The sequence below is a fragment of the Dyadobacter sediminis genome, from assembly GCF_005860765.1.
In the GTDB taxonomy this organism is placed as follows: Bacteria; Bacteroidota; Bacteroidia; order Cytophagales; family Spirosomataceae; genus Dyadobacter; species Dyadobacter sediminis.
Genome location: NZ_VCEI01000028.1, coordinates 1 through 15,835, shown reverse-complemented (window position 1 = coordinate 15,835; position 15,835 = coordinate 1). Strand labels below are relative to the sequence as shown.

Genomic DNA, 15,835 nt, shown 5'->3' with positions numbered 1-15,835 from the left:
CTATGCAAAGGATTTTTACCATATTGATACTGACGCTGGCCGCTATATCCGGTCATTTTGCCAAGGCTCAGAACAATACGCGCCCCACAGTGCCCGTACCCAACGGGTTTGAAGTCAACAGCTATACAGGTAATCTTTATCACAGCAGGACAGATTTGAAAATTCCCGGTCGGGGACTTACCATCGATATTACTTTTTCTTACAATGCAAGCAGGCGCAACAAAGACTGGGGCATGGGAAAAGGCTGGACCTTCACCTATAACATGGCTTACAGGACCGACACTGCCGGATTTTGGATAGAACGTGCAGATGGGCGCAGAGACCTGTTCAGAAAATCGGGTGCAAATTATATCGCTCCCAAAGGGATTTATGATGCTTTGAAAGAATATGAAAGCGGCAAATTTTATGTACAGACCAAAGAAGGTCTGCGCTACTATTTCGAGAATGCCACACACAGGAAACTTACAAAAATGCAGGATGCCAATGGCAATCAGCTGAACTTTGCCTATACCGATACGTTGCTCCGTCAACTCAGTAACAGCTCGGGGCATGCGGTGAAATTTGCTTGGCAGGAAGGCCGACTTGCTGAAATATCAGATAACACCTGCGAGCCCGGAAGAAAAATAACCTACGCTTATGACTCTTTGGGCAATACGAATAAGGTGGTCAATCCCATCGGAGATTTTGTTCAGTATTATTCAGATTCCACGGCCAGAATCACAGGGTTTACAGATGAAGGCGGCAATAATATGAGCATTTTTTACAATGCCAACGGTGCAGTTTCAAAAGTCGTTTCCTGTGCAACCAGCCATAGCTTCAATTATGCAACCCGGCAGCTTAAAACCTTTGTCGCTGAACAGCTGAATGGCCAGAATGTAGTAACTACGTATCAGTTCGATGATCAGGGAAGGGTCATTTCAAAAAAGGGCAATTGCTGCGGCTTCAATCTGGATTATGGATATGACGAAAATAACAATGTTGCCAAACTGGCTGACGGTAATAAAAAACAAACGGCATACGAGTACGATAGTAACGGGAACGTAATAAAGGAAACAGATGCGGCCGGGCAGGTTGCTACTTATACCTACAACTTAACATACAACAAGGTAACAAGCTTTACGGACAAAAACGGAAATAAAACAACTTTCCAATATGATTCCAAAGGCAATATTACCCAGATCGGCAAGCCGCTGGATTTTACTGAAAAGTCGACCTATGATACCAATGGCAACAGACTGACGTATGTGAATGCCAATAATAATACAACCAGGTACGAATACGACGAAAATGGCAACCTGATCAAAGTAACCGATCCGGAAGGTGGTATTACTTCTTATACCTATGATTGTTACGGAAATAAACTGACTGAAACAGATCCTGAAAATAACACAACCTCATTTAGCTATAATGCTTTAAACCAGCTGATCAAAACCACGAATGTATTGGGACACGTGACAACATACACGTATAACAAGCTCGGGCTACAATCTGCTGTGACGAATGCGCTGGGAAAAACCACGAAGTACACCTACGATGGCCTGGGCCGCAGGATTGGCACTATCATGCCGATGGGTAATTCGACGCAGACCGAATACGACGGACAAGGCAATGTAATCAGCGAGACGGATGGGAACGGCAATGTTACTGCTTACACTTATAATAATCGCAGGCAGCCGCTTTCCATTACCGATGCACTGGGCAATTCTATATTTTACGAATATGACGAAGCGGGAAACAAGCTGAGTGAAACGGATAAAAATGGCAATATTACCCGGTTTGAATACAACGATCTCTACCAATTAACCAAAGTTACTGATGCACTGGGTGGTGTTACTTCCTATAGTTACGATGCCATGGGAAATCGGACTGCCGAGCTGGATGCAAATGGAAATACTACTGCTTTCGCCTACGACGCATTGCAAAGGCTGGTCAAAGTTACCGATGCACTGGGCTACTCCGAAGAATACACATACGATAAGGTGGGCAACCGGCTTACCGTCAGAGATAAGAACGGCCATATTACGGCTACTACCTATGACAAGCTTAATCGTAAAAAAACAATAACCGATGCATTGAAAGGCATTGTTACACTGAGCTATGATAAAAATGGCAATGTGTTGTCTGAAAAAGATGCTTTAAGCCGCACAACCAAATACACGTATGATGCCCTCAATCAGCAAGCTACCATTACCAACCCGTTAAATGAAGTAACAACTTATACGTATGACGCAGCAGGAAATGAAAAAACGGCAACTTCGCCGAATGGCAATGTAGTCACCAGTACCTATGATGATAACGGACAGCTGATCAGTACCAGCGATAAGGCCGGGGCTATTGCGGCATTTACATATGATAAAAACGGGAATGTAATTTCAGAAAATGATGGCAACGGCAATGCCACTCTCTCGCAATATGATGCAGCTGGCCAGCTTGTCAAAACCACATTTCCCAACGAAACTGCATTTCAGTTTTTTTATGACGCAAACGGGAATAAGATAAAGGAAATCGATCAAAAAGGAAATGCGACATGGTTCGCTTTTGATAAACTGAACAGGACAACAGAAATCACTGACCCGCTATCCAATACCAGCCGCTTTGTTTATGATGCCAAGGGAAACCTGATCCAGATTATGGATGCAAAAGGCAATACGACGTCCTACACTTACGACGTCAGGAACAAACCTGTAAAACAGGTTTATGCAGATGGATCTTCCCGAAATTTCACCTATGATGCCAATGGCCAGCTTACTGAAAAAACAAATGGCTCAGGAATTAAAATCCAGTATAAATATGATGCATTGAACAGGCTTACTGAAAGAATTTATCCTGAAAACATCACCGATAAACTGGATTATGACGCAGCCGGATTTTTGGTAAAAGCTGCCAATTCAAATGCGGTAATTTCTTTCCAATACGATGCAGCGGGAAAACTGCTGAAAGAAGATAACGATGGTAAAGCGACCGTTTACAGCTACAATAGTACAAATCGTACAAAGTCGGTCGATTATCCGGGTGGTATAAAGCTTTTGAGGCAAATGGACAGCCGGGACAGGCTAACCGAAATCAAGGAAAGCGGAACCACACTCGTTAGTTTTCAGTATGATGGCGCCGACAGGCTGAAAAAGAAAAGTTTCAGGAACGGAGTCAATACGGATTACAGCTATGACAAAATGGATAACCTGAAGTCGATTTCGGCTACACCGGCAAGTGTACTGGATATCCGCTATGATTACGATAAGTCGGATAAAAGAATACTGACCGAACGGCTGCATAAACCGGCCCGTTCAGAAAAATATACATATGATAATAATTACCAGCTGAATCAGTTTTTCCAGGGCAAAGTCACAGATGGTGAACTGACTCCTTCTATTACAAACCAGTATACTTATGATGCGCTGGGCAACAGGGCAACATCCAAGGAAGGCGCTGTTGAAAAAACCTACAGTGTGAATCATGTCAATCAGTATACCGCAATTACTACGAATAACATCAATGCACCGCCAGCCTATGATAAAAACGGTAATCTAATAAGCGACGGCACAAATACTTACGCGTACGATTTCGAGAACCGCTTGATTAGTATCCAGGCAGGCCGCGCAAAAGTAACTTACAAGTATGACGCTTTGGGCCGCCGGGTCAGCAGAACGCAGTCAGGAACAGAAACGCGTTATTATTATGATCTGGACAACCTGATACAGGAAGTCACCGGCAATAATGTCAAAAGCTATGTTTATGGCGAAGAAATTGATCACATACTGTATGCCAAAGCCGGAGACAGCGAATACTTCTATGAAACTGATGATCTGAATTCGGTTCAGTCCGTTACAGATGCTTCCGGTGCATTGCTGGAATATTACACGTACGATCCGTTCGGCACACCGCACGTTTTCAATGCTTCCGACAAGGAGTTAGCAGCTTCAACCTTTAACAACTTTCTGTTTACTGGCCGTCAGTACGAATTCCAGTTCAAAACGTATCATTACCGCAACCGCGAGATGAACCCGAATCTGGGCCGCTTCGCCCAGCGCGATCCCTTGGAGTTTACGGATGGACTGAACAATTATGCTTATGTAGGGAATAATGTTGTTAATGCAACTGATCCCTTGGGATTGGTTAATTGGGGAGGTGTAAGTAATGCTATGCCAGGAATTATTTTAAGTAGTGGAGGAGCAACTTACGGTATAATCATAAGCACAACAGGGCTAGGTGCAACAATTGGCTTGCCCTTAGCTGCAATTTCCGGATACAATCTATTCAAAAACGCAGGCGATTTAATAACTGCAATAAATAGTCCAGAAGAAACCACTTGTAGCCTTCCACCTTCTCCAAGTGGTGAAGCAAGTAGCTGTAAAGCATTTTATAATCACTCCAGTATTGTACCAAAAATGGGCTGGGTTTTTAGATATAATGCAATAGAAGCTTGTTCAACTACTGGTAATTCTGAAAAGATAAAAAAGATAAGGGAATCACTTCAGAAACAGTATAGCAACGATTTCCCAAATGATGGTAAGAAATTTTCATCAGAAGAACATTATCAGAAGCACAAACAAGCTTATGAAGAAGCGGGATGTAAAAATAAACCAGCCCCTCCTATTGCTTGGTATATGGTTGATTTACTACCAGGATCTTTTATTCCAGGATTCATTCCAAATGTTATTGAAATTTTTGGGCCATGTGATTAATGAAATAAAATTAAGTATAGCAGTACTAGTGATTTGCATAATTGAACATTAAAATATATGATTACATGATATATAACATCTTTCTTGTATTTATATCTTTTATATTGTTACCAACGGCAGCAATATCACAGAATATTAGTTCTACATGCAACCCCGGCGACCCAGACGGCACTCCCGGTTGCCCGGCAGGCAATTGTCCAGATGGAAACCCTGATCCTATTTCCATTCCCGTTCTTCGTGCTTCCGATCCTAACGAAATCATTGGTCAGGCGGGATACGACAGCCTGCACTGGGTATCTTACAAACAAACGCAAGAATATAAAGTGCTCTTTGAGAACGATCCGGAATTTGCGACCGCACCGGCGCAGAATGTAACAGTCTACGTACCAATTCATGCAAAGCTGAATCCGGCTTCGCTGCGGATCAGCGACTTCGGCTTCGGAAGCTTCAATTTTTCAGTGCCGGCCAATACCAGCATTTATACCAACCGCCTGGATGTAAGGGATAGCCTGGGGATTTTTGTGGATGTTACCGCCGGGCTAGATGCTGCCAACCGGAGAGCTTTCTGGATATTTCAGAGCATTGATCCCGTTACAGGCCTGGCGGCTACGCTTCCTGCCAACAGCGGCTTTCTGCCGGTTAATGACAGTCTGATACACAACGGGGAAGGATATGTAACTTTTACCATTATTCCATCCCCGCAAAGCCAGACGCAGGACACCATTACTGCAAAAGCCAGCATTATCTTTGATACGGAAGAAACCATTGAAACCAATCTCTGGCGCAACACCATTGATGCCGGGCTTCCCGTCAGCAAAGTAAACCCACTCACTGCTTCAACTTCTTCCACATCCATAAAAATTGAATGGGACGGAAAGGACGATCTGAATGGGTCTGGGATAAAAAGCTACAGCCTGTATGTTTCTGAAGATGAAAGTCCGTTTTCACTTTATGAACAGGGAATTACAGGTACGTCGACTGTTTTCAAAGGTAAAAAGAACAGCACCTACTGCTTTTTTACCATCGCAAACGATCACGTCGGTAATGTTGAAGCATTGAAGAGCAGCTGCGAAGCTACCATAACCATCAACGGCAATCCGCTTCCGGTTACATGGCTTTTCGTAAAAGGCCGGCAAACCAGTGAAGGTGTCAGGCTGGACTGGGCAACTGTAATGGAATATGAAGCTGAAAAGTTTGTTATACAGCGTTCCTTCGATGGCTTACAGTTTCAGGAAATAGGAGAAGTTGCTGCAGTAGGCAATAGCAATCAAACCAACAATTATGACTTTACCGACAGTGAAGTGATGTCCTTAGGTTTGAAAACAGTTTATTACCGGTTAATGCAGCTGGATCTGAGCGGAAAGCAAAATGCTTCCAGGATTCTGGCCATCCAATTGAAACAAAACTTTGCCGAAGCACAAATCGCAGCATATCCGAATCCATTCAGCAATCATATTACACTTGAAATCCTGAATGTGGTCAGTACCAGTGAAAGAGATCAGGTCGAAATGTTTGCCATAAACGGCAAGCGGGTTTATAAAAGAAAACTCAAAAACATTAGCAGCTCAACCGTTTTATTAAATGACCTTCCGATACTGCCGCAAGGGATATATCTGCTCAGAACTTCTATTGACGGCAAGCTCTATACGATGAAGATGATTAAAGAATAGTTTATTAGAGTAAATGTTATTTTTTTTAACCTAGTGATTATTACAAGTCCATTTTCATTAGGTAATTCGTAAAAGATGGTTTGTTAGTATTTCTAAATTACATACCGTATGCTACTTAAATCGGTTGACAGTTTAGACGATCCTACTCTGATATTGAAGGACTCCCTACTTTTCGAATCATCAGCGTCAGCGAATACGGAGGTATTTTGATACTGAGACAGGTTTATCAATTTTCTTCTTATTGACCTGAAATGGTATCTCAAAAACTTGTATCACGAATCAAAACTCAATAGGTTTGATAAACATGAGTTTATGAGACAATTTTATAATTTTTGGATACGCCAGAGTGTCAACTGTCTTGAACCTTGATCTGTTAGACACTTCTTCATGAATGGTTTTGTCAAAAATTAGAATAGTTAATTTCAGTTAAAAGGGGCTAAGACAGTTGTATGTACTACTTATTAGGCTTCAATTGAAAGTTATATTCTGTCTTTTCTCCAATGGATGCTATGCAACAATTATAGGTTTGTTTACCATTTTTCCAGACTATATCATGACTGTAATTATTCTGAAATTTTGAATTTGCAATCATATCATAAGGAATCCCTATATCGAGTGAGTTATATTTTCTAGGGACCTCAATAACCATCTCGTAATTTCCATTCTCGTCGGTATAAGTTTGCTTGATATTTTGTAGATTGTACAATGCCCATAAGCCACTTGCTTCTACTAAAATACTGTCAACTGCTTCTTTATTTTGATCAGTTACTTTGCCATAGATGACCGTTGTGCGGTCTCCAAAATAAATACTGCAAGAAATGAGAATAAATAGGAAGCAAATCAGAGAAAATGCAATTGATAGAACTTGAATAATTCTTTTCAAATTATAGAGTTTGACATTTTGCTTCATAAAGTTTACTGTTTCCAAGATGGTAAGGGAAAAAATATTTTATAAATATGCTCTTAGCGGCTTAGCAAATCAAACCTGCCTTCGGTAATTTTCACAACTGAATTGCAATTTGTCAACGGATTACTTCTTGTCAAAGTAAACTCGAAAGTGCCAGCAAGTATGCCTTTGTTCCTATCCAGCTTGGTGATGTTCAATATGCCGGAACGAGTATCACTAATATCAAAATAGCAATGCCGTATTGTTTTTATTGCCTCTTTCTCATTCTGAGTCCTTATGGTATAATCAGCAAGTGCCAGCGAGTCTGCATTATTAAAGAAATATCTTCCTGGCTTGGATACTCTGCCAAGCGATATGGATACGTTTTCTATTGTAGCAATATTAATGTCTTTGCTGTCACGAAACCAGTATTTGGCTTTGATACTCAGCGTTCCTCCGTTCCAGGTAGGATCATATGAAAATCGTATTCCGGGCATTGTTAAACTGGACCGCGGCACAAATACCCTGCCATCAACTTTGCAGCCAAATGTTCCTTTTCCTTCCTGTGTTGCATCCGGTAATTCAGACCTAACATCTTTCCAACTGCAGCCATTACATAATATTGCAACGGAAATCAGACATGCCATACCGTTTCTAGTTAGTTTCATGGTCATGGTGTTCAATATTTTTAAAGAGGAAGAATTTTGTCATCCTTTTAGGTAACAAGAGCTTATTTTTCAGTTACAAATTTAAATGGACCCCAAACATTTTTATCTTGCGATTAAACATCACTTTTACTTGTCGCAGGACAACAAAATGGCCGACCTCAATCAAAGAATTAACCATGTATGCCTTCAAACCTTTACAGCTGCTCACAGAAACATTAAGCTCCTCTGAATTCATCCGGTTAAAGGAGCTGTTCCCTTCCATGGCCACTCCTTACAAGGTGCGTAAAGGGCGAATACTGGTCAACATCGGACAGGTAAACGATAGCATCTATTTTCTTCATTCAGGCGTAATGCGTTCTTATTATGTAATGAATGAAGAGGATATCACGTCCAGGCTCATTGCAGAAGGTGAAATTGCCTGTATTGCAGAGAGCTTTTTCACACGTCAAAAATCCGGTGAAGCCCTTGAAGTACTGGAAGATTCCCTACTGTATTCTGTGTCTTACGAAGAATACCGGAACCTGGCAAAAGAAGATGTACTGATAGCCAATCTGATCATGCAAATGCTCGAACAGCGGCTGGTAAGTTTTAGTGAAAAGGTCAAGTTGTTTAAATACCTTTCTGTTGAGCAGCGCATAGAAGCGTATATCAGTCACCCGTCATCACTCTTTCGAAGAATTCCGGATCATTATATTGCCACTTACCTGGGAACAACTCCTGCAACATTTAGCCGGTGTTTAAAGACCGTACTACGGAGTAAAAATTTATAGGTTTTTCTCTTATGGAAATCCTGCAAAACAAGGTTCACAGATTTTTATTTCCCAATCTTAAATTTATATTCAACTCCTACTAGGGTGAACCGTTTGCCTTTATTCAACCCATACGCTTAACATGTTGGTCTAAGTCCTAACATTTGGTGTATAAATTGATTGTGTCAATCTTAAAAAGCGATACTCCTAAGAAAATTGCTGTTTCAAACATGCTTGAAAAACAAGCGTTTTCCCATATCCTCAACGAACTTTAAAGTTATAAAGTCAGTAAGTTTGTACTTTAAGAAATATGATTATTCAATCTATTTGTAGTAAAATTGTAACAGCTTAAATAGTTGAGATCTATGCGCTTCCAAATAATCACCCTGCTGTTTTTTACTTGCACGTTTCAAGCATTTTGCCAGGATGGCTTTGTAAAAGGTATTCCCCAACTGGCATATTGGAAGCTGGGTGACAAGTCACAGGTTGTAATTGTATTACACGGTGGGCCAGGTGTCCAACATGAATACCTGCGTCCGGAGTTAGACTCTCTCAACAAATATTGTTCTGTCGTATACTATGATCAGCGTGGTTGTGGCCGGAGCCAGCAAGACACCACCTATGTTTGGCAGGAACATGTAAAGGATTTAAAAAGAGTTATAAAGACTTTCTCACCAAAAAGAAAGGTATTTCTAATTGGTTCATCCTGGGGAAGTACATTAGCTATGATTTATACCTACAAACATCCACAGGATGTCAAAGGTGTTATTCTTACCGGTACCTATCACTGGGAGGGAAGGAATGAAGTCTACCACAAAAAAGCTTACCGCCCCACGGTCAAATCTCATAAACAAGTTCAAACCGAATTTGGAACTTTGATCCGGCATCATACTGACGGATCAACCAAAGAGGAAACTATTATGATATTTAAAGAAATTGAAATGTACATAGAAGCTCCGGCTTTTGAAACAAGGGATAGTTTTCACTCAGCACCAATCGTAGATAGTCTTCGCAACATTGTCGTTCCTACTCTCCTTTTTAACGGTAGCAGAACCTGTCAAATAGATTGTGCCGACGAATACATGAACATTTTCCCAAAAGCCGAATTATACACGATTAAGGGAGCGTGTCATGATCCCTGGATGAGTGATCCAGCACTTTTTGTTTCGATCTGCAATCGCTTTATTCTAAAAAATAAATAGCTGGATTGTATTCTAAATAAGCTAATTGCATATCATATTTAGCATATTAATAACCAGAGACAAGACAGAATGTATTAAGAGGCAAATCCGATTTAACTTTGCATTATGCAGAAAAATCGTCCTTTTGCATAACTTTAAAAACTGAATTATGAAGATGGATTTGTACGTTATTTAATTGTGATCCCATATAAACATCATTTCGGCCAACCATTACCTACATGGTTATAGTAGCAATCATAGCTTTTGTAGATCAATATGTTCTCCAAGGTCCATCCTACCCTTTAAAATTTTATAAACAGTTGCCGAAGATGGAATGGAAAATGCCTGCATGATGTCGCGGATTGTACTTCCGTCTTTATACGCCTTTAACACCAGTGGTGCAATCTTTTCATAACGGGGACTTAGCCCTTTCTTCCGACCACCTACCCGGCCCCGAGCCCTGGCAGCTTCGAGTCCGGCATTAGTACGACGAATCAATCTTTTCCGCTCATGTTGAGAAAGAATGGCAAACAATTGAAAGATGAATTCTCCGTGGGGCGTGGTCGTATCAATTAATGGTTGACTTATACTTTTGAAAAGGATGCCTTTTTGGTTCCAGGTATCGATCAGGACAATGAGCTCCAATGTGGTTCGTCCAAGCCGGTCAATGTCCCAGACATTTACTTCATCGCCCGGCCTTAACTGTTCAAGCATCTTCTCATACTCGGGCCGATGTTTACTGGCCCCGGAAATTTTTTCTGTAAAGATTTTCTCACAGCCCTCCCTTTTCAAGGCATCAACTTGTAATTCATGATTCTGTTCGTCCTTGGAGACGCGGATGTAGCCAAACTTCATATTTGTTTCACAAAACTCGTTGAGTTTGCAAATAAATGAAATTTGATTTCGCAAACAACAACATGAAACAAAATACCTATTGCTTAAAGATTGTAAAATTACGGCAAGGATAATTTTATTTAATCGATCGTTTTTGCAAACAAGCAAGTAATTTAAATTGGTATCAAGAAATTAGTTTATCTTCTTCTAACACAAGATTTAACTAATCTTTGGGAAAAATATTAATACAATGTAACCGTACGTTATATAGGTGGCGCAGGCATTGCTTATCCTACAATACCCCTTAAGATTTTGGGAGAAGCACGTTACCATCTTGGACTTCGACCATTGGTTGAAGAATTGAAAATGTACAATCGTGGCACATCGGTTCACCTTGGCGTGCTGGTTCCGATGGGGAAATAAGAATCAGCAGTAATTTTTTCTAGTTTAAGCTATTCGGTTTTGCGGGGGAAGGTCACTGTATTACATTTTGAGGTGAGGTCACTTGGACTGAAAGAAAAATACAAAGGTAATTCTAAAAGTGGCTTTTATATAAACTCACAAAGAGGAAATCTTTTTACTTCTTTGTGAATTTTGCGATTGTTGTTGGAACACCTATAGAGATATTTAAATATTCATCTCGGCTCAGGAAATCCCGATGATCAATCGCTAAACTTATAAGTTCTTTATAGCGTATTGCAAACTTATAGCCTAAGGTTAGTTTTACTTCCTTTTTCGGCAATCCTGGCACATATTGTCCTACAAACTGAGCTCTTATGCCAGACATTGGCTGAAAGAATATATAGGCATCCTTTAAGCTGATTTCTGTAATCCAGCCTACTGAGAGAAAAAGTTGATCTCTTGTATATCTTCTAAGTACGTTCAAACTGGTATCAGGTCTTGAAAGATTTACGTACTTTGGATCTTTGATAAGATCCGTGTTATAGAAAAGAGTATCTGTCCTACTACTTGAAAATACAGATGTTGGCGTTATTATCCTTTTTACAATTTCAACATGAATAAATGGAGAAATCCTCACACCTTTTTCTAATGTTGATTTTGGATCTGTAAAAATCAAATCTGTGTAAAATCCAATACTTTGTATTTTACTAGCATAGCTCTGGGAGGTGGAATACCTACCTATCGTTGTTTTATTATTCACCAATTCTTCATTCTTTAAGCGATAGTAATAATTTCGAGTAAAAGAATTTGAGGAATCTCGCGTGAAATTTGGATGAATAAATACTCCGAATCTCAACCATACGTATTTACTTGCCTGAGTGGTAAACATTGGCTCAATTGAAAGACCAGAGATTTTATTTCCGGGATTATAATGATCATAGGTAGTACCCGCAAATAAAATCAACTCATTCTTATGGAATGGGATCGGGGTCACAGCTTCTTGGGCCAAAACTTTGATAGTAAATAATTTATCTTTCTTGAAATCGGAATCGTCTTTCAACTTGTAATAAAGTTGGACTTTGTATGTCATCGTTTCCTTGATGGTCGTGTCAGGTAAAATATTTACCTCGATCATTTTGGAATCAGGTAATTTACCGTTGTATATATTTCCATGGTAATCTTTGAATTTCGCTTTAACTGGGTTATTTTCAAATTCAAAATAGTATTTAATTTCATTACTTTTTTTACCGGTAAATGACACAGTAGATCTTGTAGTTACAACCTCTGTTTTTGATCGTACAATGGTTAACAAAGTGTCGCTAAACACTGCACGGAAAGTATTAGAATCCTCCTTTGCAATTGCTTTCTTGATTATACCGTCCAATTCAAGTTCTGCTAACAGTACATATGATTTCTTTTTGTTATATGCATAAACCGTTTTGGTTTGCCCTACAACTACATCCTTATTATCAAGAATAGAAATAAAGACAAGGTTTCTCCGTAAAGATGATCTTTTAATTTCCATGCATGAAATTGTGTAATCAGCGGTACTCTTGTTTCTTGATACTTTATAGCCTTTGTTGCTAACCCATAGTTCTATTTCAGCGATGGTACCAGCATCAGAGCATTCGACATAAAAATTCTTTGAATCCTGAGAAAATAATTGGGTTGAGCATAATAAGCCCAATAACGAAAGAAGTAATTTCATCATAAGAGATAAGTAGATTTACAGTACCATTTATAATATCACTTCCCCGTTATTCTTTAGTTATAAATTGTCCAGTTTTCTTGGGGAGGTCAGGTGATCGACTTGTAAATTTCATAACGCGTAAGCTTTGTTACAATACTGGCAATTCAGTATTTTGTAGAGAGTTTCACCTTATTGAGCAAAACAGTGACAAAATTTTTTGATTTATGTTCTTTTCGCAAAGTTTGGAAGTCAGATATTCTTAGCTCAGAGATTAACTTTTTTGATGATCTAATTAGGACAAGCCCTTTATTGGAGGAAACTCTGCGTCTTCGTAAGGCATCAGTTGCAGTCATTGATCTTCACTCCATGCGTTATCTCTGCACAATTGGGGATTTAAAACTCATTATTGGTTGGGACCACGACATATTTCTTAAGGAAGGAGTGGCCTTCTTTTTGTCAAAACTTGAATCATCTGATTATCGGGGGTTAGAGAAAATGTCTAAAGTTATGACCGATTATGTAGTCACTCTTTCGCACGATAAGATCGCTAATTTTAAATCGTATTTTGATTTTAGAATGATTCGCCCTGATGGGCAAATGGTGCGAATTCTACAAGAGGGAGTAATATTAAAACGAGATCCAACTGGCAATATATCTCTTCTCCTCGCAATGATCTCGAATATTTCTTATTTGAAACGAAATAATCGCCAACACTTACGATTAACTGATGGAAATGATAATCTAATATACGAAGTCGATAATGAGTCTGGCCTCTTGAGGAAACTTGATAACCTCACCAAAAGAGAGCTCGAGATAGCAAGGATGATTGGTGAAAAGTTAACTAGCGAAGAGATTGGTGAACGATTGTTTTTAAGTATTCATACAATTAATACACATCGGCAAAACATAGTGCGAAAATTGAACATGGCAGACATGATGGAGATAAATAATTTTCTTTTAGCATATCAAATAATTTAATATATTGGATTAAACTTTATCTCTGTAATACTTCCCAAAATTGAGATCATAGGCTATACACAAATGCTCATTTTAAATACTTTCCCATAAGATAATAAGATGCTACCAGTATTCAGTTTTGTACCTTGAAAATTGCTTCCGTAGGTTACGTGTATTGTCCTGATATAGCTTTACACTAAAGCAGAAAAGGATGAAAACAAATGGGAAGAAAGTTACAGTCAAAAATTGAAAACCATAAGAGCGTTTAAGCGAAAGGAAAAAAAGGAAGATTGTCCATGAAGTAAATTCGGGATTAATTGGTCAGCGAGCATGTGCAAAAAAATACGGTCTAAGTCGAAACACTCTTAGTGCATGGATAACTGATTTTTCTTCGTTTGCTATAAAGCCACACGAGGTGGCCGAAGAAGCAATCAGTGATATGACTGAAAGTTCAAAGACACGGATTCTTGCCAAACAGGTGCAAGATTTAACAAAGCAACTTGAAAAAGCTAATCTGAAAATTAGCGGATTGCAGACCATGATTGAAGTCAGTGAACAAGAACTTCACATTAAGATCCGAAAAAAGCCTGGTACCAGACAGTAAAGAAAATGAGGCAGAAACATCCGCAGGAAAGTCTGGGAAGTCTCTGTGAACTGTTTGGTGTAACACGTCAGGCTTATTACGATGCAGCAGAGCATGAAAAGAAAACGCCCATAGCACACATGTTGGTTTTGTCCTATGTTAGAGAATATCGTAACAACATTCCACTGATAGGAACCAGAAAGCTTCTTTTCCTATTGATGCCTGACCTAGAGCAACACGGTATTAAAATCGGAAGAGATCAGTTGTTTGAACTGCTGCGATTTCATGGCCTCTTAATTCGAAGAAGAAGAAGGCGGACTGTAAAGACTACAGATTCTCACCACTGGCTAAAAAAGTATCCTAATTTAATTAAAGGGCTGGAAGTAACCGGAGCCAATCAATTATGGGTGAGTGATATAACATATATCAGAACCTTGGAGGGATTTAGCTATCTAAGTCTAATTACAGATGCATTCTCAAGAAAGATTGTAGGGTATGACCTTTATCATACCTTAGAGGCAGTGGGGTGTGTCAACGCTTTGAAGATGGCAATTGCAGGGCTAAAGCGTGATTCACCATATTTTCTGATTCACCATATTTTCTGATTCACCATTCCGACAGAGGAATCCAGTATTGCTCGGCAGAATATGTAAGTATCTTGGAAGACGAAAATATTGCGATCAGTATGACACAAAGTGGCAGTCCCTATGACAATGCACTTGCAGAACGGGTAAATGGAATTATAAAGAATGAATTTTATCCGAAACGGATTTACCAAAATCACAAAGAAGCATTGAAGGCTATTACAAAAATCATTCAGATTTATAATAGCAAACGGCCCCACGCCAGTATTGATTACCTAACACCTGACCAGGCGCATGCTCATGAAGGGGTATTATCAAAGCGCTGGAAAAGTTACCAGCGAAAAAAGAAAAGACAAGCAGAGCCGATCGAAGTATAATAAGGCAGTTCGATGTCCACATTATTTCTTATAACCCCCATTTTAATGGGGGGATTACAAGAAACAATGTTCAAAGCCAGTAGCAAATTATAACCGCAAAGTTTAGATCAGAAAAAGGCTTATACTATACTTGTAAAGTAATTCCAGTATTAAAAAATTTAGGTGTAAGCCAATTGCAGTACTAACAAAAAAGAAGCGTAAAGTTTAATCAGGATTATCACAAAAAACTGTAAGGTAAAAACAGGACGATACACTTTTTCCATAATAATTAGTTAACATAAAAGGCTTATTAGAACAAAGTGGCAAATTTCTAGTTTTGTTATGTAATAAATTGTTTGATAGGATTTATCAAGATTTTGCATTTTTTAGATATTTAAAGAATAGCAAATATCACTAAGACAATAAAGCCTACTAATACCCAAATCCAATTACTGTATTTTTGGTCGACACTATCTCAAAATCTGTGTAAAGTTTAAATCGGGGTTTGTAACTCCGATTTTTTACTTTTAACAAAACACAGTTTATGAGACCAGAAGATTTGTTGACTGATGAGTTTTTAAAGCAGTTCAAGA

Annotated in this window: 12 protein-coding genes; 8 read left to right on the top strand and 4 right to left on the bottom strand. The window is 39.2% G+C overall.

Translation table 11 applies throughout. The features are described from left to right. Nucleotides 1-2: 2 nt before the first annotated feature. Together FEM55_RS17185 and FEM55_RS17180 are read left to right on the top strand one after the other, a co-directional pair. Nucleotides 3-4,682, top strand: a complete 4,680-nt coding sequence (locus tag FEM55_RS17185; protein ID WP_138282637.1) for an RHS repeat-associated core domain-containing protein — start codon at nucleotides 3-5, stop codon at nucleotides 4,680-4,682. Nucleotides 4,683-4,747: 65 nt separating this feature from the next. Further along, entirely contained in the window at nucleotides 4,748-6,352 is a 1,605-nt protein-coding gene (locus tag FEM55_RS17180) for a DUF7619 domain-containing protein (RefSeq protein ID WP_138282636.1), read from the top strand. A 454-nt stretch (nucleotides 6,353-6,806) separates the two neighbouring features. On the opposite strand, the gene FEM55_RS17175 is transcribed toward FEM55_RS17180, so the two are convergent. Further along, nucleotides 6,807-7,262 (bottom strand): hypothetical protein, encoded by a 456-nt coding sequence (locus FEM55_RS17175; RefSeq protein WP_138282635.1) that lies wholly within the window; start codon nucleotides 7,260-7,262, stop codon nucleotides 6,807-6,809. Between the two features lie 53 nt (nucleotides 7,263-7,315). Next, complete coding sequence (locus FEM55_RS17170; protein ID WP_510185826.1) at nucleotides 7,316-7,885, bottom strand: Riean_0653 family protein; 570 nt, start codon at nucleotides 7,883-7,885, stop codon at nucleotides 7,316-7,318. Nucleotides 7,886-8,082: 197 nt separating this feature from the next. Here FEM55_RS17170 and FEM55_RS17165 point away from each other — a divergent pair, with 197 nt between their 5' ends. Then, complete coding sequence (locus FEM55_RS17165; protein ID WP_138282633.1) at nucleotides 8,083-8,676, top strand: Crp/Fnr family transcriptional regulator; 594 nt, start codon at nucleotides 8,083-8,085, stop codon at nucleotides 8,674-8,676. A gap of 344 nt (nucleotides 8,677-9,020) precedes the next feature. Beyond that, nucleotides 9,021-9,857 (top strand): alpha/beta fold hydrolase, encoded by an 837-nt coding sequence (locus FEM55_RS17160; RefSeq protein WP_138282632.1) that lies wholly within the window; start codon nucleotides 9,021-9,023, stop codon nucleotides 9,855-9,857. Nucleotides 9,858-10,091: 234 nt separating this feature from the next. Here the strand turns inward: FEM55_RS17160 and FEM55_RS17155 are convergent, their stop codons facing one another. Both FEM55_RS17155 and FEM55_RS17150 read right to left on the bottom strand, forming a co-directional pair. Then, complete coding sequence (locus FEM55_RS17155; RefSeq protein ID WP_138282631.1) at nucleotides 10,092-10,691, bottom strand: recombinase family protein; 600 nt, start codon at nucleotides 10,689-10,691, stop codon at nucleotides 10,092-10,094. A gap of 556 nt (nucleotides 10,692-11,247) precedes the next feature. Then, nucleotides 11,248-12,783 carry a hypothetical protein gene (locus FEM55_RS17150; RefSeq protein WP_138282630.1) on the bottom strand — a complete coding sequence of 512 codons (1,536 nt, stop codon included), beginning with the start codon at nucleotides 12,781-12,783 and terminating at the stop codon, nucleotides 11,248-11,250. Between the two features lie 183 nt (nucleotides 12,784-12,966). Between FEM55_RS17150 and FEM55_RS17145 the strand changes: the two genes are divergently transcribed. From FEM55_RS17145 to FEM55_RS17130, 4 genes are all read left to right on the top strand, one after another. Beyond that, a complete protein-coding gene (locus FEM55_RS17145; protein WP_138282629.1) occupies nucleotides 12,967-13,740 on the top strand; it encodes a response regulator transcription factor in 774 nt (257 codons plus the stop codon). A gap of 394 nt (nucleotides 13,741-14,134) precedes the next feature. Then, nucleotides 14,135-14,323, top strand: coding sequence for a hypothetical protein (locus FEM55_RS17140; RefSeq protein ID WP_138282628.1), 189 nt, complete (start codon nucleotides 14,135-14,137; stop codon nucleotides 14,321-14,323). Between the two features lie 5 nt (nucleotides 14,324-14,328). Further along, entirely contained in the window at nucleotides 14,329-14,907 is a 579-nt protein-coding gene (locus tag FEM55_RS17135) for a DDE-type integrase/transposase/recombinase (RefSeq protein ID WP_138282627.1), read from the top strand. Nucleotides 14,908-14,960: 53 nt separating this feature from the next. Then, the gene (locus FEM55_RS17130; RefSeq protein ID WP_171036595.1) at nucleotides 14,961-15,263 is read left to right on the top strand and encodes an integrase core domain-containing protein; all 303 of its coding nucleotides are present in this window, start codon (nucleotides 14,961-14,963) and stop codon (nucleotides 15,261-15,263) included. Nucleotides 15,264-15,835: the final 572 nt, after the last annotated feature.

Excerpts from the sequence above, each read along its gene's own strand:
- FEM55_RS17170 (WP_510185826.1), bottom strand. The coding sequence starts at position 7,885 with ATGGCATGTCTGATTTCCGTTGCAATATTATGTAATGGCTGCAGTTGG.
- FEM55_RS17165 (WP_138282633.1), top strand. The coding sequence starts at position 8,083 with ATGTATGCCTTCAAACCTTTACAGCTGCTCACAGAAACATTAAGCTCC.
- FEM55_RS17185 (WP_138282637.1), top strand. The coding sequence starts at position 3 with ATGCAAAGGATTTTTACCATATTGATACTGACGCTGGCCGCTATATCC.
- FEM55_RS17160 (WP_138282632.1), top strand. The coding sequence starts at position 9,021 with ATGCGCTTCCAAATAATCACCCTGCTGTTTTTTACTTGCACGTTTCAA.
- FEM55_RS17150 (WP_138282630.1), bottom strand. The coding sequence starts at position 12,783 with ATGATGAAATTACTTCTTTCGTTATTGGGCTTATTATGCTCAACCCAA.
- FEM55_RS17175 (WP_138282635.1), bottom strand. The coding sequence starts at position 7,262 with ATGAAGCAAAATGTCAAACTCTATAATTTGAAAAGAATTATTCAAGTT.
- FEM55_RS17180 (WP_138282636.1), top strand. The coding sequence starts at position 4,748 with ATGATATATAACATCTTTCTTGTATTTATATCTTTTATATTGTTACCA.
- FEM55_RS17155 (WP_138282631.1), bottom strand. The coding sequence starts at position 10,691 with ATGAAGTTTGGCTACATCCGCGTCTCCAAGGACGAACAGAATCATGAA.
- FEM55_RS17135 (WP_138282627.1), top strand. The coding sequence starts at position 14,329 with ATGAGGCAGAAACATCCGCAGGAAAGTCTGGGAAGTCTCTGTGAACTG.